Annotated in this window: 22 protein-coding genes; 6 read left to right on the top strand and 16 right to left on the bottom strand. The window is 56.9% G+C overall.

Translation table 11 applies throughout. The features are described from left to right. Window positions 1–395: 395 nt before the first annotated feature. From K9U38_RS03105 to K9U38_RS03050, 12 genes are all read right to left on the bottom strand, one after another. Window positions 396–1,871, bottom strand: a complete 1,476-nt coding sequence (locus K9U38_RS03105; RefSeq protein ID WP_224492892.1) for an HAL/PAL/TAL family ammonia-lyase — start codon at window positions 1,869–1,871, stop codon at window positions 396–398. Next, complete coding sequence (locus tag K9U38_RS03100) at window positions 1,868–2,869, bottom strand: ornithine cyclodeaminase family protein (RefSeq protein ID WP_224492891.1); 1,002 nt, start codon at window positions 2,867–2,869, stop codon at window positions 1,868–1,870. Before K9U38_RS03100 ends, K9U38_RS03105 begins: the two co-directional genes overlap by 4 nt. Window positions 2,870–2,883: 14 nt before the next feature. After that, window positions 2,884–4,203: an LLM class flavin-dependent oxidoreductase gene (locus K9U38_RS03095; RefSeq protein WP_224492890.1), complete on the bottom strand. Its 1,320-nt coding sequence runs from the start codon at window positions 4,201–4,203 to the stop codon at window positions 2,884–2,886. Continuing rightward, window positions 4,203–5,276, bottom strand: coding sequence for an LLM class flavin-dependent oxidoreductase (locus K9U38_RS03090; RefSeq protein WP_224492889.1), 1,074 nt, complete (start codon window positions 5,274–5,276; stop codon window positions 4,203–4,205). The genes K9U38_RS03095 and K9U38_RS03090 overlap by 1 nt, the downstream gene beginning before the upstream one ends. Then, on the bottom strand, window positions 5,276–6,025 hold the full coding sequence (locus K9U38_RS03085) for a DUF427 domain-containing protein (RefSeq protein WP_224492888.1): 750 nt from the start codon (window positions 6,023–6,025) through the stop codon (window positions 5,276–5,278). The genes K9U38_RS03090 and K9U38_RS03085 overlap by 1 nt, the downstream gene beginning before the upstream one ends. A 27-nt stretch (window positions 6,026–6,052) precedes the next feature. Beyond that, window positions 6,053–6,985 carry an ABC transporter ATP-binding protein gene (locus K9U38_RS03080; protein WP_224492887.1) on the bottom strand — a complete coding sequence of 311 codons (933 nt, stop codon included), beginning with the start codon at window positions 6,983–6,985 and terminating at the stop codon, window positions 6,053–6,055. Continuing rightward, window positions 6,982–7,623 carry an ABC transporter permease gene (locus K9U38_RS03075; protein WP_224492886.1) on the bottom strand — a complete coding sequence of 214 codons (642 nt, stop codon included), beginning with the start codon at window positions 7,621–7,623 and terminating at the stop codon, window positions 6,982–6,984. The genes K9U38_RS03080 and K9U38_RS03075 overlap by 4 nt, the downstream gene beginning before the upstream one ends. 7 nt (window positions 7,624–7,630) lie before the next feature. After that, the gene (locus K9U38_RS03070) at window positions 7,631–8,245 is read right to left on the bottom strand and encodes an ABC transporter permease (protein ID WP_224492885.1); all 615 of its coding nucleotides are present in this window, start codon (window positions 8,243–8,245) and stop codon (window positions 7,631–7,633) included. Window positions 8,246–8,345: 100 nt separating this feature from the next. Further along, window positions 8,346–9,227 carry a glycine betaine ABC transporter substrate-binding protein gene (locus K9U38_RS03065; protein ID WP_224492884.1) on the bottom strand — a complete coding sequence of 294 codons (882 nt, stop codon included), beginning with the start codon at window positions 9,225–9,227 and terminating at the stop codon, window positions 8,346–8,348. A gap of 190 nt (window positions 9,228–9,417) precedes the next feature. Next, window positions 9,418–10,311, bottom strand: a complete 894-nt coding sequence (locus K9U38_RS03060; protein WP_224492883.1) for an NAD-dependent epimerase/dehydratase family protein — start codon at window positions 10,309–10,311, stop codon at window positions 9,418–9,420. 103 nt (window positions 10,312–10,414) lie between these two features. After that, window positions 10,415–11,413 (bottom strand): ABC transporter permease, encoded by a 999-nt coding sequence (locus K9U38_RS03055; RefSeq protein ID WP_224492882.1) that lies wholly within the window; start codon window positions 11,411–11,413, stop codon window positions 10,415–10,417. A 38-nt stretch (window positions 11,414–11,451) separates the two neighbouring features. Further along, a complete protein-coding gene (locus K9U38_RS03050; protein WP_224492881.1) occupies window positions 11,452–12,195 on the bottom strand; it encodes an ATP-binding cassette domain-containing protein in 744 nt (247 codons plus the stop codon). Between the two features lie 534 nt (window positions 12,196–12,729). Here K9U38_RS03050 and K9U38_RS03045 point away from each other — a divergent pair. From K9U38_RS03045 to K9U38_RS03035, 3 genes are all read left to right on the top strand, one after another. Further along, window positions 12,730–13,719 carry a sugar-binding protein gene (locus tag K9U38_RS03045; protein WP_224492880.1) on the top strand — a complete coding sequence of 330 codons (990 nt, stop codon included), beginning with the start codon at window positions 12,730–12,732 and terminating at the stop codon, window positions 13,717–13,719. Between the two features lie 152 nt (window positions 13,720–13,871). Then, the gene (locus K9U38_RS03040; protein ID WP_224492879.1) at window positions 13,872–15,095 is read left to right on the top strand and encodes a TIGR03862 family flavoprotein; all 1,224 of its coding nucleotides are present in this window, start codon (window positions 13,872–13,874) and stop codon (window positions 15,093–15,095) included. 260 nt (window positions 15,096–15,355) lie between these two features. After that, on the top strand, window positions 15,356–15,715 hold the full coding sequence (locus tag K9U38_RS03035; RefSeq protein WP_224492878.1) for an SPW repeat protein: 360 nt from the start codon (window positions 15,356–15,358) through the stop codon (window positions 15,713–15,715). Window positions 15,716–15,786: 71 nt separating this feature from the next. On the opposite strand, the gene K9U38_RS03030 is transcribed toward K9U38_RS03035, so the two are convergent. Together K9U38_RS03030 and K9U38_RS03025 are read right to left on the bottom strand one after the other, a co-directional pair. Next, a complete protein-coding gene (locus K9U38_RS03030) occupies window positions 15,787–17,679 on the bottom strand; it encodes a bifunctional sugar phosphate isomerase/epimerase/4-hydroxyphenylpyruvate dioxygenase family protein (RefSeq protein WP_224492877.1) in 1,893 nt (630 codons plus the stop codon). Beyond that, on the bottom strand, window positions 17,676–18,521 hold the full coding sequence (locus K9U38_RS03025) for a 3-oxoadipate:acetyl-CoA acetyltransferase (RefSeq protein ID WP_224492876.1): 846 nt from the start codon (window positions 18,519–18,521) through the stop codon (window positions 17,676–17,678). The genes K9U38_RS03030 and K9U38_RS03025 overlap by 4 nt, the downstream gene beginning before the upstream one ends. A 225-nt stretch (window positions 18,522–18,746) precedes the next feature. On the opposite strand from K9U38_RS03025, the gene aroQ reads away from it, so the two are divergent. The 3 genes from aroQ to K9U38_RS03010 are packed head-to-tail and all read left to right on the top strand — an operon-like array spanning window position 18,747 to window position 21,464. Beyond that, complete coding sequence (aroQ, locus tag K9U38_RS03020) at window positions 18,747–19,202, top strand: type II 3-dehydroquinate dehydratase (protein ID WP_224492875.1); 456 nt, start codon at window positions 18,747–18,749, stop codon at window positions 19,200–19,202. Next, entirely contained in the window at window positions 19,199–20,104 is a 906-nt protein-coding gene (locus K9U38_RS03015; protein ID WP_224492874.1) for a shikimate dehydrogenase, read from the top strand. The genes aroQ and K9U38_RS03015 overlap by 4 nt, the downstream gene beginning before the upstream one ends. 43 nt (window positions 20,105–20,147) lie before the next feature. Then, entirely contained in the window at window positions 20,148–21,464 is a 1,317-nt protein-coding gene (locus tag K9U38_RS03010) for an MFS transporter (protein WP_224492873.1), read from the top strand. Between the two features lie 32 nt (window positions 21,465–21,496). Here K9U38_RS03010 and K9U38_RS03005 read toward each other — a convergent pair whose 3' ends face one another. Both K9U38_RS03005 and K9U38_RS03000 read right to left on the bottom strand, forming a co-directional pair. After that, the gene (locus K9U38_RS03005; RefSeq protein ID WP_224492872.1) at window positions 21,497–22,162 is read right to left on the bottom strand and encodes a TetR/AcrR family transcriptional regulator; all 666 of its coding nucleotides are present in this window, start codon (window positions 22,160–22,162) and stop codon (window positions 21,497–21,499) included. Window positions 22,163–22,254: 92 nt separating this feature from the next. After that, the gene (locus tag K9U38_RS03000) at window positions 22,255–22,689 is read right to left on the bottom strand and encodes a DUF1810 domain-containing protein (RefSeq protein ID WP_224492871.1); all 435 of its coding nucleotides are present in this window, start codon (window positions 22,687–22,689) and stop codon (window positions 22,255–22,257) included. Window positions 22,690–23,212 lie beyond the last annotated feature (523 nt).

Genomic DNA, 23,212 nt, shown 5'->3' with positions numbered 1-23,212 from the left:
TCGGCGATGCGTTGCGTTTCCTTATCGTCCAACCGCCACTGCTTCAGCCCGATCCTCCGCCGCGTCGGCAGTCCTTCGGCTTGCCAAACTCAATTTCGTTCAGATTTTGTTTTGGTCACTGAAATACCTGGAGGCTACTTTGCACAAATCCTAATCATGCCAAGTGCCATCGGAATTAGCTAAGCAGGTTGCGAGAGGCCCCTCGCGGCAGCGCGTGCCGCTGCCACCCTCGGCCGGCGCAACAAGTCTAAAGCAAATAGGGGAGAAGGCTGGTGGGCAAGAAAGCGCATCGGTTGGAAAGTATCACCCATACCCATTTTGTCTTGACGCCATTGACGCCACTCCGACAGGCCCGGCGGAAGATCGCCGGGCAAACCTGGCGCCCAAGCCCTCCGCTAGGTTTCACCGCGAAGGCGGTCAGCCAGTTCAGACACATCAATTCCGAGGGCGCGGTCTTCCGCCAGCTTGGAAGAAGCCTCGCGTACGAACCGGTATGTCTGTGACGATCGCCTGCCACAGATGTGACCGGGTTTGAGATCGATCGCCTGGGCTGCGGCCAAGAGTTCGCAAGCGACCACATAACGCCACGAATCGACAATCTCGGCCGCCTTCGCAACGGCCAGACGTGTTTGTGTCGCGTGGTCTTCAACGCCCTCCGAGACCGGAAGGAAATCGAGCACAACCGGATTGGCCTTGTGCCGAATTTGCGCAATCAGGGCCGTGACGGTTTTCTGGAGCGGCACGAATCCTGCGGAAGCGCCGCCCATCGGGGTAAGATAGCGCGGCAAACCATTCCGGCCCGCACCCGTTAGCTGGATGAAGCGCGCCGCGCTGGCGAGCGCCATTTGTGCTATTGCGACACCGATGGCTTCGAAAGCGAGCGCCAATGCCGGCGTATGGAAATTACCTGTCGACAACACCCTATTTTCTTCAAGCACGACCAGGGGATTGTCCGCCGCAGCATTCAGTTCGATCTCGACGGCCTCCGTCGCTGCGTTCAATGCATTCACAAACGCGCCGTGGATCGGCGCAACGCAGCGCAGACTCAGCGGATCCTGTATCGCCGGATCGGCATCAAACAGTGACGAACCCTCAAGCAGCGCCAACAGTATCTGCGCCTCTTCGGTCTGCCCGCCGGCAGGCCGGGCACGCTGGATCGAGGGCGCCAGAATAAGGGGATTGCCGCCAAGAGCCTCGAAGCTGAGTGCCGCTGCCTGTCTTTGGAAATCCATGAGGCTGGTTGCATCTACAGCCACCAAAGCCGCCTGGCCAACCGATACCGCCGAGGCATTGAGCAGAGACAGGCCATCTTTCGGGCCAAGTCTGGAAGGGGCCAGACCAGCCATTTCAAGCGCCTGCGCAGACGGATAGACCTGTCCTTGGAACTCCGCCCTACCCTCGCCGATCAGCGTTTGGGCGACCGATGCCAGCAATACGAGATCGCCTGCGCCGATCGAGCCCACTGACGGAATGACCGGATGAACTTTCATGTTCAACAGCGCCAGCAGATCATCGAAGACTGAAGGGGATGTCCCCGATCCTCCGACCGAAAGCATCGATAGCCTCGCAGCCAGCACCGCCCGGGTCAGGTCGCGGGGCAAGGATGGCCCAACGCCGACGCTTCGTCCGCGGACCAGCTGCTGTTGGAACATGCTGATATCCGTGGTGACCGACGTCTTGAGATTGGCGCCAAGGCCGGTGTTCAGACCATATATCTTCTGGCCGGAAGCGGCTGCCCGATCGAGAAGCGCGCGGGCTCTCGTCAGGCGATCATAGACATTGGGATCGACCTCGACCTGTGCATCCTTGCGGGCAATTGCCGCAATGTCGGCAATCTTGACACCGGTTCCGTTGAATATGATCGGTCTCATGCGAAACGTAACCTTTGGCCAATGTTAGCCGCCTTGGCTTTTTCGAGCAGGGCGTGGCCAAGCGCAATGTCGCTCAGCGACAGACCTCTATGCCAGAACAGAATCGTCTCGGCATCGGTCTCACGCCCGATCTTGCGACCCGCAACAATTTGGCCAAGCTCGGCGTGCAAAGTTTGTTCGGATAGTTTGCCGGCTTCGACGTGCGCCCTTAGCGAGCCAAATTTGCCGCCCTTGCATTGGCCCCAATCATCCACCACGAGCTTGTCCATGATATCGGTCAATGACAATTCCACCGCGCTCATTGTTCCGTAGGGTACGACGAAAGCACCTGGCTTGATCCAGGCGGTCTTCAGCATTGGATACGGTTCCGGCAGGCGCGATGCCTCAACCACAATGTCGGCACCCTCCACACAGCTTTGCCAGTCGTTGGTTACGACAATCTTCTTGCCGAGATCGTTTGACAGCTTCTCGGCAAACGCGTCCCGGCTTTCCGGCCGCCGCGAATGAACGCGAATCTCGTCGAAATCGTATAGATGGTCCAGCAGCCGCACGTTCCAATAGGCGGTACCACGTGCCCCGATGTGGCCAAGGATTTTCGAACCGGTGCGAGCAAGATACTTAGCGCCGAGGGCAGTAATTGCGCCCGTGCGCATATCCGTTATGACAGTCGCATCCAGAATGGCGCGGGGGACGCCTGTACGCGGGTCAAACAGGTTGAGGACGCCGAATTCAGATGGATACTGCAGCTTGTAATTGTCGACAAAGTCGCCAACTATCTTGACGCCAGCTAGGTTCAAAGGGGCAACGTAACCCCGCAGCACATTGAAATGACCATGAAAAGCTGTATCCGGTTCAAGGTGGACACGCGGCTCGATCACGGTTTCACCATTGCCCTGTGCGGCGAGCGAGATTTCGATCGCTGACAAAATTTCCGCATTGGTCAGGGCCAATGCATCGATGTCCAATGCGTTCAGATAATCGATATAGATGGGTTGCATGCTTTTCTCTCTATTCATGCGCCATGCGCAGGTATCTTTATTCCAAGGTTCTCACGCAGTGTCCGCCCCTCGTAATTCTTCCGAAAGAGCCCGCGGCGGCATAGTTCTGGAATGACGAGGGAGATAAAGTCTTCAAGCCCGGCCGGGAAATATGCACCCATTATGTTGAACCCGTCTGCCGCCTTTGCGCGGAAGCGCTCCTCCAGCTCATCGGCAATCTGAGTCGGCGTTCCGATGATTTGCCAGTGTCCGCGCGACCCGGCAAAGTGGCGTGCAAGCTGCCGGATCGAAAGATTTTCACGACGCCCGAGATCGATAATCAGCTGCTGGCGACTCTGTATGCCATCGGTCTGCGGCATTGCCGGTAACGGACCATCCAATGGATATTGTGACAGGTCCTTGATGCTGAGATAGCTGGCAAGCAGTGCCACGCCGACCTCATCGGGTATGAGTTCCTGCAACTCCGCATACTTTTGCCGAGCCTCGCTCTCGGTGCGGCCGACTATGGGCAATACGCCAGGCAATATCTTCAGATCATCTGGATTGCGACCAAAGGCGGGCATGCGAGATTTCAGATCGCCGTAATATTCCTGCGCCTCTTGCAGGGTCTGGGCCGCCGTGAACACCACGTCGGCAGTGCGGGCCGCGAGATTCTTGCCAGCGTCAGATGCTCCAGCCTGAACCATTACCGGACGACCTTGGGGAGAGCGTGGACTGTCAAGAAGCCCATGAACAGTGAAATGCGTCCCTAGATGATCGACAGGATGTAACCCGGACGGATCGGCATAGATTCCACCGTCGACCACGTACGCACCGGCATCGACACTATCCCAGGTTGCGATTGCCGCCCCGACAAACTCTTCCGCCCGTTCATAGCGCTGTGCATGCGGCCGCAAACCGCTTGAAACGAAATTCTCCGCTTCAAGCTCGCTTGCCGACGTTACAAGGTTCCAGCCGGCGCGACCGCGGCTCAGGTTATCGATGGAGGCCAGAGTCCGTGCAAGACCATAGGGTTCGTTGTAGGTTGTGGACGCCGTTGCTACCAGCCCGATATGCGACGTGTTCACGGCAAGCGCTGCCAACAGGCTCAATGGCTCGAACATTGTCGAGCGGGACGCCTGGCTCGCAATATTGGCATTACGCTCACGGATGGCCGCCGCGTCCTCAATGAAGATCATGTCAAATTTCGCAGCTTCGGCGATCTGCGCCAGCGCTATGAAATGAGCAATATCAGCACCTGCGTCCGCGACGGCAAGCGGATGGCGCCACGCCGCGATATGATGGCCGCCCGCCATCAGGAAAGCACCAAGTTTCATTGACCTTCCCGCGCTCATCACGCCACCACCTGGCTGGCCGGATGCTGCGGCTTTCGCAACCCAAGATGATCACGCAAGGTGAAGCCTTCGTCAGATCTTTGAAGCAATCCGCGCCTGTCCAGTTCGGGAACGATATGGTCGACCAACGCATGAACACTCTCCGGTACGAGGCATGGCAGAATGGTAAACCCGTCAACGATGCCCGCCTGAGTCCACTGCTGCATGCGATCAGCAATTTCCCTCGTATCCCCTACAAGCTGAAGCGCGTTTGACCATTGAACATGCCCAGCCATCGCATCGAGACTGTCGCGCAATTCCTGTGCTCCGGCAGACGTCGCACCAGGGTAAATGACGACATCAGCAAGTATTTTCACATCGGATCTGTCGCGGCCATAATGGTGAAGTCGTCGAGCAAAGGCCGCAACGAGCCCGTTGGCCTTTTCCGGCGATGGCGCATCAATAAAGATCACTTCGGCATATTGCGCTGCAATCTCAAATGTCGGGAGAGTCAGCTTGTGGGCAATCACTGGCTTTCCCTGCGGCGATCGATTGACGTTAAGGGGGCCGCGCACCGTAAAATGTTCGCCTCTGTGATCAAGCACGTGCATTTTATGCGGGACGAAGAAGCGACCCGCAGCTTTGTCGCAGATGAACGCGTCTTCCTCCCAGCTATCCCAAAGCCCGCTGACCACTTCGACGTATTCTTTATCCCGCGCCAAGGCCTCTGCTGACACGACCAGGTTCCAGCCGGATCTTCCGGCACTGATCGCATCCAGCGACGCAAAGCGCCTGGCAATATTATACGGCTCGTGCTGGCTGGTCGCGGCACTGGCGATGATGCCGATTTGGCGCGAAGCGGTTGCGAGTGCAGCTGCAAGTGTTGTCGGTTCAAAGGGTACGGCTTCCGGCGACAAGTCATGGAGCGGCCGTTGTCCGAAGCGGTCTGCGAGCAGCACGAATGCAAGGTTTCCCGCTTGAGCCTTGGCGACCTGTGCCGCGAGGCGATTGAAACCGATCGCCTCTACCGATCTGCCGGTACGCCATGCTGCAGGGTGATGACCGAACGGCGTGATCGACATTCCAAGGTGCATTATTCTGTGCCACTGTTGACGCGGATCGTGTCAACCTTCTCATTGTAGAATGAGATCAGCCCCTTGATCTTGCTGGCTTCCGGAAATGGTTCGACATAGTACCAGACGATGTTCTCGTGGCGCTTGCCGTCGAGTTCGAAATGGTAATAGGCGGCCGGTCCCTTATAGGGGCAATATGTCGTGTAGTCGCTTGGAACAAGCGTCCCTGCGACCAGATCTTCGACCGGGAAATAATACCGGGCAATCATTCCGGTTTCGAACAGGAAGATCGCCCGTCTGGTATGGGCAACCGGCTTACCGTCAACAATGACCTCAACAAGCCGCGAACTCGGCAGGGTGTCAATGCGATGATAGGCATTTCGAGGATGACCGAAAATTTCCTGATCCTCCTCGAACCAGCGTACAGAACGCCAGTCGACCGTCAAATATTCGGCCAGTTCGGGAGTGCCAAGCTTTGCTCCATCATAACTCCAGGCCTTGTCGGGCAAGGATGTGCCCTCGGACTGCAGGGACCAGAATGTCTTCGTGCCATAAAGCGGAGCCGGTTCGCTTTTTGACGCAGCGGACAGTGCGCCGCTCACGAAATCAGTCTTCGGCAAATAATAGGTCGGGCGGGCTCCATTCTCGTAGATGACGATGGCACGCGTGGAGTCGGCGATAAACCGGTCACCGAGCTTGAGGCGAATACGGCGGCTGGTCGGTTCAATCAATACCGCCGGGACTTCCGAGGAACGATAGGCGATCGACATTGCTTGGCTCTCCCAATGTGAGTGAAATCATACCGAGAAGATTGCGTCTCGCGTCAACTGACCCTTTACAGAACCGCCATCGTCAACGACGGCGAGAACGTCGCTATTGGCGGCGACCATCAATGCCAGCGCATCGCGCAGATTGCTGCCCGATGTCACTTTCGCACTGTCCTCACGCGGCGCAAGGCTGTCCATGACATCCTTGACCGTGAAAAGGCTGAGCCGCTTGATCGCCCGATCGATGCCGACAAAATTTTCCACGAAGGCATCCGCAGGATTGGATAGCACGGCGTCCGGCGTATCATACTGCACGATCTTTCCATTTTTCATAATGGCGATACGATCGCCAAGCCGAATCGCCTCGTCCAGGTCGTGGGTGACGAGCACGACCGTCTTGCGCACGCGCTGCAATATCTGGCGAAATTCGTCCTGAAGGCGAGTCCGGGCAATCGGATCGATCGCTCCAAAAGGTTCATCCATCAACAACACTGGAGGGTCAGCGGCGAGCGCACGCGCCACGCCAATCCGCTGGCGTTGTCCACCTGAAAGTTGCCGGGGATAGCGCCTGAGCATTTCGTCGGGATCCAGGCCGACAAGGTCGAGCAATTCTGCCGTGCGGCTCCTGATTTTTGCTTCGGTCCAGCCAAGGAGTTTCGGCACCGCCGCAATGTTCTGCGCGATTGTCATGTGCGGGAAAAGGCCGACTTGCTGTATCACATAACCGATATGGCGGCGCAGCTTGACGGGATCAACCCTGGTTACGTCCTCCCCATTGACGATGATCTTGCCTTCGGTCGGATCGATCAACCTGTTGATCATCCTCATGGTCGTGGTCTTGCCGCAACCGGAGGGTCCGATCAGGGCTGTCGTCGTCCCCTCGGGAACAACGAGCGACAGGTCATCGACCGAAGCCGCGCCACCCTCGGTATAGCGTTTGGTGACATGCTCCATCGTAATCATGCAGTGGCTCTTTCTCCAAAGAAGTATTTCTCGGCGAGGCCGAGAATGAACTCGGTGGCGAGCGCCAGTATCGCTATGGGAATGGCACCGACGAGCAGGCGTGACATGTCCATCATGCTGATTCCGACAGCAATGAAGTCCCCAAGTCCGCCGCCCCCGATGAAAGGTGCAAGCGTGGCGCCCGCGAGAACCTGAACCGCTGCCGTGCGTGCTCCGGCGAACATGGCAGGCGCGGCAAGCGGGACGCGGATCTTGGTCAATATCTGTCGGCGACTCATGCCCATGCCAGTCGCTGCCTCGACTGCATCCGGATCCACATCGCGCAAGCCGATAAAGGAATTAAGCAGGATCGGCGGCAGGGCAAGGACCGTCAATGCCACGATCGAGGGCCAGAGGCCGATGCCAAGCAGCGGCATCATGATGGCCAAGATCGCCAGGCTGGGAATGGTCCGCAGTGCGTTGATGGTATTGATGACGATCATGGCAAGTCCGCCGCGATTGATGATCAGAACGGCGAGCGGCAATCCAATCATCAACGCAAATGCCAACGATACTCCCGACATGACGAGATGCCGGCCAAGGGCCTCATAGAACTCGGACTGGTTGTTGATGATCCAGGTGAATGCGGTGACTAGCATATTGTCATCACCCCTGAACCAGCAGTTTTTCAGCTTTGCTGAGGAGCACATCGAAGAACGTGGCCATCAACGCCGTCAGAATGCCGCCAACGAGTATTTTCTCCGTATAGCTTTGATCGATCCCCATGAGGATGATGGTGCCAAGACCGCCGCCATCGATGAAAGCGGCAACTGTCGCGATGCCGATGACCGTGACGAGAGCGATCCGAACGCCCGAGACGATGAGCGGCAGAGCCAACGGCAGTTCTATGCGGACAAGGCGCTGCCACGCACTGTAGCCCATGCCGTCGGCCGCACCGAGCACATCAGACGGCACACCCCGAAGGCCGGTAACGACATTGCGCAGGAGTATGAGCAGGCAATAGGAGGAGAGCCCGACAAGCGCAGGCTTGGTTCCCAGGCCAAGCCAGGGGATGAGCAGCGCGAACAACGCAAGACTAGGTATGACGAAGATGATGCCTGTGATGGTCAGGACGAAAGCATAAAGCCTCTGCCGGCGGGCACACAGGATCCCAAGGATCAAGGCGATCACCAACCCGATGAGTACGGAGGACACCGAGAGGACAAGATGCTGCCAGGTCGCCGTCAGAATTTCCGGAATGTTTTTGGGTGCCCAGTTCAAACCTGCTGTCCTGCCTCAGTAACGAAACAGCGGAGATGGGATCATCTCCGCCGCTGATGTTCAAATGACCGCCGGAACTTTGCGGTTCACAGCAACCCGATCAAATTCCCTTGGCCTTCAGGAATTCCTCTGCAACTTCCTTTGGCTCCTTCTTGTCCCGCTCTACCGCCGCGTTGAGATCACGCATGATCTCATTCGTCAGCAGCGGGCTTACCTTGTTGAGCACTTCGGCAATCTTCGGATTCTTGGCAAGCGCGTCCTGGCGGACGACCGGTACGAGATAGTAGGGCGGAAACAGATGCTTGTCGTCATCAAGCACCACGAGATTGCTGTCGGCAATCTGCCAGTCGGTGCTGAAGCCGTAGGAGACATCAATGTTCTTGCTTGTCAGCGCACTGTAGCGGATGCCCAGTTTGGCAAAGATGCGGAAATCCTTGAATTCAATGCCATAGACCTGCTTCAGACCCGGAAGACCGTCCTTGCGTTCACCAAAGCCGCCCTCAGCACCGAAGGATAGTTCCTTTGACGCCGGTCCAAGGTCCGTCAATGTCTTGAGCTTGTATTTCTCGGCCGTCTCCGGAAGCGTGATAATCGCATAGCCATTATTGATTTGCGTCGGATCGAGCAGTGTCAGCTGCAGGTTCTTCTCGTAATAATCCTTGACGTCCTTGTAGATCTTGTCGGCAGAACCCGAGAGGTCGCCCTTCACCACGGCAGCCAGCGCAGTGCCGGTATATTCCGGATATAGATCGATCTCACCATTCGTCAGAGCAGAATGAGCAATCAGCGTTGCCCCGAGATTGAGCCGGCGCTCAACAGTAATGCCTGCTTTTTCCAGAGCCTGAGCGTAGATCTCGGCGACAACAAATTGCTCGGTAAAGTTCTTGCTGCCAATTTTCACGGTTTGGGCGATACCCGACGTTGTCGCCGCCAAAGCCACCAAAACGCCAAGTCCAATCGAGGCGACACTCTTCAAAATCATGATGTTCCCTGCAAGCTGAGGTAGGAGCGTATCCTACGGGTTTCGGTTTCGAACTCGCATGCTAGTCATCCTCGTTGGCAAGTCGCAGAACAATTTGCCAATGTTTCCAGCAGAAGTAGAATTTATTTATGGGACGATTGCAACTCGGGATCCTCGTGGAGAAGCCTGGGTCGCCGGCCCAGCATCAATTTCAACGTGGAACGTATTTGCGCCAGTCGTGCTCTTCCCTGAAGCCGAGCACCTCGCGTGCCTTGCGATTGGACAATGGCGCTTCAAACTCAGCGAGCGGCCGTTGCACCGGCACACCGGCACAGTATTTTGCCAGAAACTCCCGTGTAGGCAGCGTGGCGGTAATGGTGTCGTTCACTGCGTTAAACACCTGAAAACCGAGACCATCCTTGCGTATTGCCAGATCAACGATCTGCCCGAGGTCCCGGGCATCGATATAGCTCCACGCATTGCGCTTGCGTGACATCGGGTTAGCAAGAAATGCAGGGAAGCGATCATATTCATGTGGCTCGATCACGTTTCCGATCCGCAGCGCGTAAATATCAGCCCCTGTCCGCATGGCGAAGGCGCGAGCGGTCTTTTCATTCACGAGCTTGGAAAGACCGTAACTGTCCATGGGATCGACGTCGTAGTCTTCCTCAAGCGGAAAATGATGGAAGTCCTTGTCGCCTTCCGCAAAGCAGACGCCGTAGGTCGTTTCGCTGGAAGCGATAATGATCTTCCTGATGCCGAGCTTAACGGCGGCTTCAATAACGTTGTACGTCCCGATGGTGTTGATGCGGAACGTTTCATTGTCCGGTTTGATGAGAACACGCGGCACCGCTGCGAAATGCACGACAGCATCTATAGGTCCTGGGCCCTTGCCGGTCTCGAAGCCTTCGAAACCGAAATGGCTGGTCAAAACATTGAACATCTCTCCGCTATCGGCAATGTCGGCGATCAACGTGTTTACGCCCGGCTGTTCGAGCGGCACAAGATCGACATTCAGGATGTCGTAACCTTGGTCGACCAGATAACGGACGACGTGACGTCCGGCCTTGCCGGTGCCACCGGTGAATACAATCCGCTTCTTCATCTTGGTATCTCCTTGGATATTCGAAACCTTGCCGCCGCGCTGGGGATGTCTCCACACGCGCTTTCGTCCCTGTCAGGCAGGAACTGCGAAGTCGCTTGACCCGTTAGTCGCTCTGCCGGAATTTCCGCAGCCGGTCGAACAAGACCGCCAGCAGTATGGCGCCGCCAATGAAGCAACCTTGCCAGAAGGCGTTGATACCGAGCAGCCCAAGACTATTGCGGATAACTTCTATGAGTGCCGCACCGACAAGGGCCCCAAAGGCCGTGCCGACACCACCGGCCAGTGCAGCTCCGCCAATAACCGCTGCCGCGATAACCTGGAGTTCGAGGCCAGTGCCAATGTTGGTCGTAATGGCGCCGAGCCAACCGGTTTGGATGATGCCGGCGATACCCGCTGAAAGCGAGGAAATCATGTACACCGCCACCTTGATCGGCTTGACCGGTACACCTGTAAGCGTCGCGGCGTGCTCATTGCCGCCGATCGCGTAGACGTGACGACCGAATTTGGTCCAGCGGAGCACGAAGCCCGTCAGCAATGCCAGCACAATCATGTAAAGGACCGGGTTCGCGATACCAAAAAGCCAAGCGCCCCCGCCGAGGGCAAGAAGCTTGTCGTGATCAGGTCCAAACTGGAACACTACCGTGTTGCCGGAGGCTACCATCGCCAGACTGCGCGCGATGGACAATGTGCCAAGCGTCACCACAAATGGCGGCATGCCGATATAGGCGATCAACAGTCCGTGAAATGCGCCGACTGCGAGAGCCGTGGCGATCGAAGCCGCTATCCCGACCTCGATGCTGTACCCCGCATGCATGACGACGCCGAGTATCATGCTGCAAAGACAGAGCACCGAACCCACTGAAAGATCGATGCCTCCAGTGATGATGACGAGTGTCATGCCCAGAGCGATGATCGCGACGAATGTGACATTGCGCGTGATGTTGTAGAGGTTTTTTGACGTCGCAAACGAATCCGTGGCGAACGACAGGAAAATGCAGGCGAGAACGACGGCGACGAGAACCCAGAATGTCTGGCTCGCCAACTTTTCGGAGAGCCAGCTCTGCTGCTTCTGTCCGATCGTCTGGTCAAGAGTTATTGCCATTGTCGACCTTCAATTTCTTTCATTTAGGCGAGCGCCGATTATACAACTTGTTCGATGGCGCCGGTAATCAGCCCCGTTACTTCCTCGGGTGAACTTGCTTCAATGCGCTTGTCCGCTACTTTCCTGCCACGACGCATGACAATCACGCGATCGGCAACATCAAAGACATCCGGCATCCGATGACTGATGAGAACGACCGCGATGCCCTGGTCTCGCAGGTGACGTATCAAGTTCAGGACTTCAGCGATCTGCCGCACAGAAATAGCAGCAGTTGGCTCGTCCATCAGCACAATCTTCGCCTCGGACAGTCTGGTCCGGGCAATCGCGACTGCCTGGCGCTGACCACCAGACATCTGCTTGACAAGATCGCGCGGGCGCGTCTCCGATTTAAGCTCCGCAAAAATCTGACCTGCCCGACGGTACATCGTGGCGTAATCGAGAATTCGAAAGGGGCCGAAGCCGCGCCGAAGCTCCCGGCCGAGAAACACATTCGCCGCCGCAGTCAGATTGTTGCACAGCGCAAGGTCCTGATAAACGATCTCGATGCCATGCTGGCGGGCTTCGACCGGCTTGTGAAGATTAAGTTCGGTGCCATCCATCCGCATGGAACCATGGCTGGGTCGAAAGTTGCCGGCAATCATTTTGACGAGCGTCGATTTGCCGGCTCCATTGTCTCCCATCAGGCCAACCACCTCGCCGGCTTCTATGGAAATTGAAACGTCACTGACAGCCTGGATGGCGCCGAAATGTTTCGAAATATTGATAAGCTCAAGAACTGCCATCCGTCGTATAGCCTCCCGTCCGTTGCATGCTCGGCGTCGTCAGGCATCGTTCGCAATCGTGGCGGACGTTGTCGCGATCCCGTTGTCCAAGTTCCTCCACGGAAAACGGTGAGCTCATTCTAGGCGTTCGGACGCGAGCATCAATCAACTTTCAGGTGAATTCAAGCCCGCAACACCCAAAAATCGTTTTATATGACAAATAGCCGTTGACGTACGAACTTCGGCGATATTAGCTAGTGTTGGGAGGAAAATCCTTGTCACCAGCGCGGTAGGCAAGGTCGGGGGAGGACGCCCGATCACACCGATTTTCCAATGCTCACATCCGCGCGCTCTGCGACCAGTCTCAACTCAGGGACTGGGTGGACACAAGCAAGGCAAAACACCTCTTGGGCTGGAATTCGAGTTATGGACTGAAAAATGCTCTTCGACTTGGCATGGCGATTCAAGCGTCTGCAAAATGCGCCGTCCTGCACAGTATCCGAAGTTAATCTGGTGTGACGGACACCAACGTCCGTCTGTTTATGGGAGGAACAAATGAGGAAATCACTACTGCTCATCACTGCTGCGGTTCTGGCACTTGGCGCCGGACCTGCCCTTGCAAAAAAACAGCTTGTCATCGTCGTAAAGGGTCTCGACAATCCTTTCTTCGAGGCAATCAATCAAGGTTGCCAGAAGTGGAACAAGGAGAACGCCAGCTCGGAATATGAGTGCTTCTATACTGGCCCAGCATCAACATCCGATGAAGCTGGGGAGGCGCAAATCGTTCAGGACGTTCTCGGCAAAGCCGACACGGCCGCGATTGCCATCTCGCCATCCAATGCCAAGCTGATCGCTCAAACCATCAAGACGGCCAATCCGTCGGTTCCCGTAATGACGCTCGACGCGGACCTCGCCGCGGAAGACTCTGCGCTTCGCAAGACCTACCTCGGCACCGACAATTACCTGATGGGCTTCAAGATCGGCGAATACATCAAGAAGGCCAAGCCCAATGGCGGCACGGTCTGCACGATCGAAGGCAACACCGGTGCAGATAATATCCTGCGCCGCGCTCAGGGGATGCGCGATGCGCTGACCGGCCAGAAGGGCCTCGCAGAGCTGAAGGGCGAAGGTGGTTGGACGGAAGTCGCGGGCTGCCCTGTCTTCACCAATGATGATGGCGCCAAGGGTGTCCAGGCGATGACAGACATTCTTGCTGCCAACCCAAAACTGGATGCTTTCGGCATCATGGGCGGCTGGCCGCTGTTTGGTGCGCCTCAGCCCTATCGCGACCTGTTCAAGCCTTTGGCTGACAAGATCGCCAGCAACGAGTTCGTCATCGGCGCCGCCGATACGATCGGTGAAGAAGTCGCAATCGCCAAGGAAGGCCTTGTAACCGCGCTCGTCGGACAGCGGCCGTTCGAGATGGGCTATAAGGCTCCGTCGGTCATGATCGACCTGATCGAGGGTAAGCCAGTGGAGGATCCGGTCTTTACGGGTCTTGACGAATGCACCAAGGACACGGTCGACACCTGCATACAGAAGTAGGTGCAAACAGGGGCACGCTCCAACAAGGCGTGCCCCTCCTTCTGTGGTAAACTAGGCTAACTCTGCCGAGAGACGTCAGGGAATAGAGTCTTGCACTTGGGGTCATGGCGGTCCAAAACTGCTGCCAAAGGATTCGGGTGCCAGACCAACATATGTCCAGAAAACAGATTGCAATTGTTGGCGGCGGCCCCGCCGGCCTGATGGCAGCCGAGCGCCTGTCGTTGTCCGGTCATGCTGTAACGATCTACGACAGCATGCCAACCGTTGGCCGCAAGTTCCTGCTAGCCGGAAAGTCCGGCCTGAACATCACCCATGGCGAAGATTATTCGCAGTTTGTGCAACGGTTCGGTACTGCCTCCGGCCAATTGCGTCCAGCGCTCGACGCGTTCACGCCAGAAGATATTCGTGCGTGGGCCACTTCACTCGGCACGGAAACCTTTGTGGGTTCGTCCGGACGCGTATTTCCGAAAGTCATGAAGGCCTCTCCGCTCCTGCGCGCGTGGCTCGGCAGACTCGAGGCTCAAGGTGTCCGGATCCTGACGCGCCATCGCTTTACAGGTTTCAAGGATGGCGGCTATTCCTTCGAAACTCCCGCAGGAACAAGGTTGGTTAAGTCTGATGCCGCCTTGTTGGCGCTCGGCGGGGGGAGCTGGCCGCGACTGGGGTCCGATGGGTCCTGGCTCGAGTTACTGCGCGCTGCCGGCGTAGAGGTTGCTGATCTCCAGCCCGCCAATTGCGGCTTCGACGTTGATTGGACCGACGCGTTCGGGGAGCGTTTCGCCGGTGAACCTGTAAAATCCGTAACAGCAACTTCCCATGCCGGTACGTTCCCAGGCGAATTCGTTATCACGCGCACGGGGATCGAAGGCAGCCTTGTCTATGCCCACGCCGCAAGTTTGCGTAACGATCTTGTAGCGGTGGGAAAGGCATCCCTCCTGCTCGACCTCTCGCCGGGCCGGACTGCCACGCGCCTGGCCCGCGATCTTGCACGGCAGGACGCCAAGGCAAGTGTATCCAATCGCCTTCGCAAGGGTGCTGGCCTGGAGGGCGTCAAGGCCGCATTGTTGCGGACATTGGCGGAAGCCGCCGACATTGCCGACACCGAACGTCTTGCGCAACGCATCAAGGCATTGCCGCTATCCGTCGTCAGACCACGACCCATCGCGGAGGTCATTTCGTCGGCGGGCGGCGTTTCCTGGGACAGTGTCGATGACCGATACATGCTGAAGGCCCTGCCCGGAATATTCGTCGCAGGGGAAATGCTCGATTGGGAAGCCCCTACCGGAGGTTACCTGCTTACAGCCTGCTTCGCGACCGGAAGGGCGGCGGCGCAGGGAATCGAGGCCTGGCTGCATACGGCCGGCCCAACCACCTGAAGTGCAAGTTTTCAGTTCGGCCAGCACCAACAGCTACTTGATTGAGAATTCAAAACTACATGCGATTTCCAGTAAAACATCCTGCGGTTGTGCGTTGAAATCGCTCGAACCATGCTTTTGGAGAATTTACTCTCGAAAACGTTAAGACTCTACCGCTGAAAATCTCTTGAAAGCTCCCGGCAACAGGAATATTTTATTCTTAAGCGTGCAATGCACGCGGATAGTAATGCTTTGCTTAAGCTTCATCTAAGGAGGTTGTTATGGCAAACGCACTTATGGAAGGCAAGAAACCGCAAGACTGGCTCAACCTGGCCTTGGCGGTATGCCTGTTCATCTCACCTTGGGTCGTCGGTTTTATGTCAGAGGATACGCCGACCTGGAACGCATGGGCCGTGGCCATCGTGCTCGGTGCACTGGCGGTTGCGGCAATTTCGGCTTTCGCCGAATGGGAGGAATGGGCGAATCTCGTACTTGGTCTTTGGCTGATCGCGTCCCCCTGGCTGCTCGGTTTCGCCGCCAGTACCAACGCGATGTGGACGCATGTCGTTCTTGGGCTTCTTGTGGCCGCCATATCGGCCTGGGCGGTCTGGGGCTATCACCATCCCCACGCTCACGCCTAAACACAATGCCGGGACGCTAATTGCGGGGCCCGCTGAGTGATCGGCGGGCCTCGTACCAATCCAATCAGGTGTCAGTGACCCTTTGGCATGCCTTGTGGCCGGATGTAGCGTTTCTGAGCGGCAATCCGGAAGATTGCGTTTGGCGCGCCATAGCCCTTGTAGGCCCTGCGCTCCACAATCTCGAAGAAGAACCCCTCACCGTAGTTCGGGCTGTACAGCTGGAAATATTCGCCATTGTCGTCGCGATCATAGAGGATGTTGGCCGCCTTGAGCCGGTCGGCAAGCTCGGGATCAAGACCGAACCTGGCTTCTATGTCGTCATAATAGTTCTGCGATATTTGCAGTGGCACAAAGCCATTGGCTTTCAGCGCTGCGACTGTTTCGAAAATATCATCGGTCCGAAACGCCAGATGCTGGATGCTCGATCCGAATTTCTCTGCCAGGAAATGACCTGCCAGCGTGCGCCGGTTTTCGGCGCCATTCATGGTAATGCGCAAGGAGCCGGTTTCGTTTTCAACAACCTGGCTGCGTACAATACCGGCAGGATCGATGATATCGACCATCGGTGTCTTCCTGGTTTTGAGGATCGAAGTGTAGAAGAGAAGCCAAGTCAGCATTTCATCAAAGTTCATGGTCTGGGCAACATGGTCGAACTGTCTCAGGCCGGCATTCTGTGCTGCAGCATCGTCTGCAACAGGGTCAAATTCGATCGTCCAGATGTTCTTCAGTTCCGATTTGTCATCTACAAAGTACAGTACCCCGCCGCCGACACCGCGAATGGCTGGCATGCCGAGCTCTGACGGTCCAACAGCCTGCTCGAACGGCTGCGCTCCAAGCGCCCTGGCACGTGCAACTGTTGCACAAGCATCCGCAACCTTGAGGCCGAGAGCATAGGCCGAAGTGCCGTGAACCGCGTAAGACGAATGGGCAAAGCCCTCCCGTTCGGTGTTGATCACAAGATTGATACCGCCCTGACTGTAGCGGACCACCTGCTTGGTCTTGTGTGTCCCCGTCTTGCGGAAACCCAGCGTATGCAACAGAGATGCAAGCTCCGCAGCTTCTTCTTCATTGGCGGCGAACTCCACGAATTCGACACCCTCGACCTCGATGGGCGCCGGCATTGGCGGGACTTTCATGATGGTGTCGGGCTCGCTCCGCTTGACCTGATCGCCAAGATAGATCAGCGAACGATGCCCATCGATTGCGATCGACCGCGGCGAGCCGCCGCGGAACTGGTCGTTGAAAATCTCGAGCGACAGATAGCCGTCATATCCTGTAGCGGCAACAGAGCGCATGAAGTCAAGCACAGCAAGATCACCTTCTCCCGGCATGTTGCGGTAGTGGCGGCTCCAATAAAGCAGGTCCATGTCGATCAGCGGTGCATCGGCCAATTGAATGATGAATATCTTTTCCTTAGGGATCGAACGGATCGAATTGACGTCGATCTTGCGAGCGAGCGTATGGAAGCTGTCGAGGATGAGACCGATACTGGCGTGGTCGGCACGCCGGACAATTTCCCAGGCATCGCGATGGTCATTGATGTGCCGCCCCCAGGCCAGCGCCTCGTAGCCCACGCGCAAGCCGCGCTTGGCGGCCCGCTCGCCGAGTTCATGAAAATCAGCGGCGGCACGATCGAGTCCGCCGAGGGCAATGGGTGATACATTCGAACAGACCAGCACCAGGTCAGTGCCCAGGTCCTGCATCACGTCGAACTTGCGCTCGGCACGGTCGAAAGCGCGTGACCGCTGCGGTTCGGGCATGCCTTCGAAATCGCGAAACGGTTGGAACAGGGTAATTTCCAGGCCATGGTCGCGCACCATCGCACCCACTTCGCGCGCGCTGCCGTCAAAGGCTAGAAAATCGTTCTCGAATATCTCGACACCGTCAAATCCTGCCCGTGCGATCGCATCGAGCTTCTCCGGGAGTTCGCCACTGAGCGAAACAGTGGCAATCGACGTTTTCATGACAAATCTCCCCTCACCTTTGAGATGGCAAGAATGTTGCGTGCCTCGCTGCAGGTGGCGGTACGGCGGTCGTGGCGCGTGATTGCCTCGGCGGCAATCGTCACAAGTTCCGCATTACTGCGAGCCAAACGGTCTTTGGTGACCCGGATATTGTCCTCAAGCCCAGTCCGGACGGAATCTGCCCCGCGCTGCAAGGCCCATTCCATAACCGGTGCCTGATGACGGCCAATCCCGGCTGCCGTCCAGGTGGCCTTCGGCAGAATACGGCGGAGTTCGCCAAGCAGAAGATCGAGAACATGCTCGTCGGCTGGCAGAGCGTTCTCGACGCCCATTACGAACTGAACATGCGGACGTTCGTCCATCATGCCCTCTTCAACAAGCCGCCGCGCGCCATGCAGGTGGGACAGGTCGAAGATCTCGATCTCCGGTCTCACACCATTTTCACGCATTCTTCCTGCAAGGTCTCTGACTAGCACCGCATGGTTTTCGTAAACGATCGTCGGGAAGTTGACTGAGCCCGTCGACAGCGAGGCCATGTCGGGCTTCAGGTAAAGTGAAGAGCCTCGCGCACCCGGATCGCGACCCCGGCCGCCGGTGGAGAACTGCACAATCATGTTAGGGCAATGCTGGATGATACCAGCTTGCACCGCCGCAAAGCGTTCAGGGTCGGACGAAGGACTTTCATCGTCGTTGCGGACATGAATATGGACGAGCGATGCGCCGGCCTCATAGGCCTCGTGCGTTGATTCAATCTGCTCGGAAGTGCTGACAGGAACCGCAGGGTTGTCGCGTTTGCGGGGCACCGAACCGGTTATGGCAACTGCTATGACGACTGGATTCATCCTGGCCTCTCCCTGGCTGTACTGGATACCATCGTATCAGGTCATCTTTGGGCATTTCGAGACTGTTTTCGTAACCTGTTGACATGAACGTACCAGTTCGTACATTATACGTCAATACCGGACGACCCCTCATGTGCGGGAATTGTGCGGTGGTCAGGGAGGAGACATGGAACCGAATTGTGCACGCGCCGGGCAGTTCCCGCTATCGGCAGGGAGTTCAGGATCATGCTGAACGCCCGCCAGATTCTGATCCTGAATGGACCGAACCTCAATCTCCTCGGAAAGAGGCAGCCGGAAATCTACGGCACCGAAACCCTTGGGGATGTAGAGGCCAAGTGCAAGCGCGTCGGCAGCGAACTTGGCCTGTCCGTGGACTTCCGCCAAAGCAATGCCGAAGCCGAACTTATTTCCTGGTTACACGAAGCGCGCGAGACTGTCGGAGGGATCATCATCAACCCTGCAGCCTATTCGCATACGTCAGTTGCGATAATGGATGCCCTTGCTGCGTGTCCGTGCCCGATCATCGAAGTCCACATTTCCAACATCCATCGCCGCGAGCCATTCCGCCATCATAGTTACCCTTCCCATGTCGCAACCGCGGTGATCTGCGGCTGCGGCACACAGGGATATACGCTCGCCCTTCGCCGACTTGCCACGCTTCTTGAAAAGGTCGCTCCATGATTCATCCACCAAAAATCAATGCTGAACCTTCACGCTTTCTGCTTGGGCTGATCGGTGCAGGAATCCAGGCGTCACGCACACCACCAATGCACGAGCGCGAGGGAGATGAGCAAGGATTCCGTCTCATTTACCAGAGCATCGATCTCGAGCGCCTTGGATTGGGCGCAGCAGCCCTTCCGGAACTGCTTGCCTCTGCAGAGCTGACGGGGTTCACCGGTTTGAATGTTACGCACCCGTGCAAGCAGGCGGTCATACCCTATCTTGACGAACTATCAGCCGATGCTGCTGCACTCGGGGCCGTTAATACCGTCGTTCTGTGCAACGGCCGCCGCATTGGCCACAATACCGACTGGTGGGGCTTTTCGGAGAGCTTCAAGCGGGGCTTGCCCGGCGCCAGCCTGTCTTCTGTGGTGCAACTTGGCGCGGGCGGCGCGGGTGCGGCTGTTGCCCATGCACTCATGACACTGGGCGTGCGCGAACTCATTCTGTCAGACAGGGACAATGGTCGGGCTGAGGAGTTGGCCGCCTCTCTTAACAGGCGTTTCGAGCGCTTTGGAACGCATCAAGTGCGGGTCTCGCACGACCTTGCTACGGAGATGGCTGTCGCCGATGGCCTGGTCCATTGTACGCCGACCGGTATGGACAAGTATCCCGGTATGCCGCTGCCGGCCGAATTGCTCCGGCGGGAACTCTGGGTGGCGGAGATCGTCTACTTCCCGCTTGAGACTGCACTCCTTCGGGCGGCGCGGAGCATAGGCTGCCGCACACTCGACGGAGGTGGCATGGCGGTGTTCCAAGCCGTCGAAGCGTTCCGCCTGTTTACAGGTGTGAAACCCGATCACGAGCGCATGTTGCGCCATTTCATTCAACTCGGCTTAGAGGCGAAGGAGGCCATCGCCTGAGCCGGGTCCACCCGTTTATTTTCACGACGAAGAGGAGACGTCCATGCATCAACCAATAGCAGGTGTGAAAGCACCCGGGAAAGCAGCGCTTGCCAGCTGGATCGGCAGCGCTGTCGAATATTATGATTTTTTCATCTATGGCACGGCCGCCGCGCTGATCTTTCCGAAGATCTTCTTTTCGGCCGCCAATCCCCAGGCTGCTGCCATCGCGTCATTTGCGACTTTTGGCGTTGCCTACATCGCGCGGCCGTTTGGCGCTGTCATACTCGGGCATGTAGGGGACAAGTTCGGACGCAAGAAGGTGCTGACCTTCACGCTCCTGCTGATGGGAATTTCGACCTTCCTCATTGGTTGCCTTCCGACCTATGACCATGTCGGCATCCTGGCACCGGTCCTTCTCGTGATTGCGCGCCTGCTGCAGGGTATTTCGGCGGCCGGCGAGCAAGCTGGCGCGAATTCGATGACACTCGAGCACGCTCCCCCACATAGGCGTGCGTTTTTTACCAGCTTCACATTGAGCGGCACACAGGCTGGACTTATCCTGGCGACCCTGGTGTTCATCCCGATCTCGAAATTGCCGGAGGCAGATCTGTTGTCATGGGGATGGCGCATTCCCTTCTTCCTCAGCCTTGCTGTTGTGGCTGTCGGGTTCTGGGTGCGCCGAAGCCTGCCGGAAACACCGGTCTTTCTCGAGGAGACCAACAGGCACGAAACCGCCAAGGTACCTTTCGTGCTGCTGTTCACCAATCATTGGGCCGATGTCCTGCGCATCATCTTTGCCGCGCTGATTTCTGTAGTCAGCACCATTTTCAGCGTGTTTACGCTCTCCTACGCGGTCAATACGATGCAGATTGACCGGTCGACAATGTTGACTGTTCTCGTTCTCGCCAATCTCGTGGCACTTGGCGCGATCCCCCTGTGGGCGTCACTCGCTGACCGCATCGGTCGCAAGCCAATCTTCATAACCGGAGCCCTTGGCTGCGCCGTCCTGATCTGGCCCTATATCTGGGCAATCAGCCAAGGCAACCTTCCGCTGATCTTCGTTCTTGGCATATTGCTTTCGGGCATTGTCTACAGCGCCTCCAACGGGGTCTGGCCCGCACTCTACGGCGAGATGTTCGATACGCGTGTGCGGCTCTCGGGCATGGCGATTGGTACACAGATCGGCTTTGCTCTCGGCGGCTTTGCGCCAACGATCAGCGCAGCTCTGCTGGGAACGGGGCCGATGGGTTGGGTTCCGGTGGCGGCGTTCACGTCGGTTACCGCTACCATCGCCGCGATTTCTGCCGCAACCGCTTCCGAAACCTATCGCACACCGATGCACGACCTCGGCAAGAAACTTGTTGCCGTCCCTGCCTGATGCAAAATGCGGGCGGAACGACTTTCCGCCCGCTACTTTTGCTGAAGCAGACCTATGACAGCATCGGATATCATCTGCTTATGCTTCTGACGCCTCCCGGGCTCCGAGAGATCAACGCGATGGATCGCACCGAAGGTGTGACGGTTTGCAACGCGGAAGAAGCAGAACGCGCTGATCATCATATGCACATCCACAGGCTCCAGGTCAGACCGAAACACACCCGAAGCACGGCCGCGTTCGAGAATGGCACCGATGATCTGAATGATGCGAAGATTGATCTCACGAATTGACAGCGCCTCGGCGAGGTGCTTGCCCTGGTTGATGTTTTCGATGGTAACCAGCCGCACAAAATCCGTATGACTATCATCATTTTCGAAGGTCTGGTCAATCACGCGGCGTAACGCGTCGATGGGGTCGAGCATATCAAGGTCCAATGCGGCTTCGATGGCCCGAATATCGGCATAAGCCTTCTCGAGGACCGCCAGATACAGCCCGTCTTTGCCGCCGAAATAATAGTAGATCATGCGCTTTGACGTACGGGTCCGTTCCGCGATCGCATCGACACGGGCACCACTCAAACCATAGGTAGCAAATTCTTCGGTTGCCACCGCAAGTATGTCGGCCTTGGTGCGATCCGGATCGTTAGTCCGGCTTCGCTCATTCGAAGCGCGCTTGCGAAGGGATGTTGATGTCGACATACCTACTTGTATCCAATCACTATGATCTGTTTCTCTTGCAGCACATAATGGACGAACTTGTACGTTCAAGGCAACACCGGCAATTGGCTGCGTCAGTTTGAAATCAGAGCCAATGTTCTTTCATCCAGACTCCCGTCGCACCAGCGCTGCAAGGCTTCAAGAAACAGATTGTCCGGTTCATCAGCAGCCACCGAGAACAGCGTCATGCACGACTTGAACTTCATGTCGTCAGGAGAACCGAAGAGAGCGTACAGCGAACTAGCCTCAGTGTGCAGGACGGTTTCTGTACATTGAACGAGTCTCATTCCAAGCAACTCGTGGGCCAGATATGCTCTTGCCTCGTCCAAAGACGCAATGCCATAAAACTCCGCTTGGGAAGAGTGGCCAAGGCCACGCATTTGCGGAAAGACAAACCACATCCAGTGGGTTTGCTTTCGTCCGCTTTGCAGTTCCTTCAGTGCTGCGTCAAAGGCCGGGGCCTGCGCCACGACAAACCGCTGGAGATCGAACGAATTGCGTTGTGACATGCCAATTCTCCCTACTCACGACCGGTCCACGTCCTGCATCTAAGAAATTATAGCGAGGAACCGGTTATTGAATCGACTGTAATATCCATGCAGATTTGCGCTGCTGATTGACCAGCAGAGGCCCGGCCCTCAGTCCCCCAATGCCCGGCCGGGCCTCTCCCCTTCCACTTGCGTGACCATCATATGGACCCGGACGACCGCACCCCTCAGAAAACCGAATACGAGCCATACCTCACGCCTATGCGACCCTATGTGGTACTTTTTGTGGTTATCACCATGTTGGTACTCTTTGCCGGGTGGTTATACAGCCGGTAACCCCCAATTCTGAAACAGAAACAGGCTCCGCCGATTAAGCGGAGCCTGTTGTCATTTTGTGTGCCTCTTTCAGGCGAGACTCAGGCAATGAACTTATTTGTTCTTGCCGCCGGGCCCATCGTGATTGCCGCCACCCTGGTTGTTGCCACCCTGGTTGTTGCCACCCTGGTTGTTGCCACCCTGGTTGTTGCCACCCTGGTTGTTGCCG

The sequence above is a fragment of the Phyllobacterium lublinensis genome, from assembly GCF_020164435.1.
In the GTDB taxonomy this organism is placed as follows: Bacteria; Pseudomonadota; Alphaproteobacteria; order Rhizobiales; family Rhizobiaceae; genus Phyllobacterium; species Phyllobacterium lublinensis.
Note: the sequence above shows the minus strand (reverse complement) of the source record. Positions and strands in the feature narration are given on the sequence as shown.